Source organism: Rhodococcus sp. IEGM 1241, from assembly GCF_033142365.1.
GTDB lineage: Bacteria > Actinomycetota > Actinomycetes > Mycobacteriales > Mycobacteriaceae > Rhodococcus_F > Rhodococcus_F erythropolis.
Genome location: NZ_JAWLSE010000070.1, coordinates 1 through 602 on the forward strand (window position 1 = coordinate 1; position 602 = coordinate 602).

A 602-nucleotide genomic window follows, 5' to 3' on the forward strand; every position below is an offset into this window, starting at 1 on the left:
GGCTGGGAGGTGATCTGTTCGCCCTGCATCGAGAAGAGCACGACGATGGTGAACAGCAGACCGTAGAGCGCCCAGGGGCTGATCTTGGGGATGAACTTGTTGTCGTACCAGTCGCGGTCTTTGGCGCGTTCACCGAAGAAGCGGGACAGAAAACCTGCCAGCAGCGGGATACCGAGGAAGATCAGGACCGATTTCGCGATCTGCCAGGGCGAGGTGTCGATGGTGGTCTGTTCGAGGCCGAGCCACCCGGGCAGGACCGAGAGGTAGAACCAACCGAGCACGGCGAACATGATCACCTGGAACACCGAGTTGATGGCGACCAGCACCGCGGCGGCTTCGCGGTCTCCGCAGGCCAGGTCGTTCCAGATGATCACCATCGCGATGCAGCGAGCGATGCCGACGATGATCAAACCGGTTCGGTATTCCGGCAGGTCAGGCAGAAACAGCCAGGCGAGGGCGAACATCAGCGCCGGGCCGAGAACCCAGTTCAGGAACAGGGAGCCGGCGAGGAGTTTCTTGTCCCCGGTGACAGTGTCGAGGCGGTCGTAGCGAACTTTCGCCAACACCGGGTACATCATGATCAGCAGGCCGAGGGCGATCGG

General features: G+C 61.8%; 1 pseudogene. It reads right to left on the reverse strand.

Features of this window, described 5'->3' with window-relative positions:
• Window positions 1-602 (reverse strand): annotated as a pseudogene (locus tag R4P70_RS32660) (arsenical-resistance protein); the annotation flags it as partial.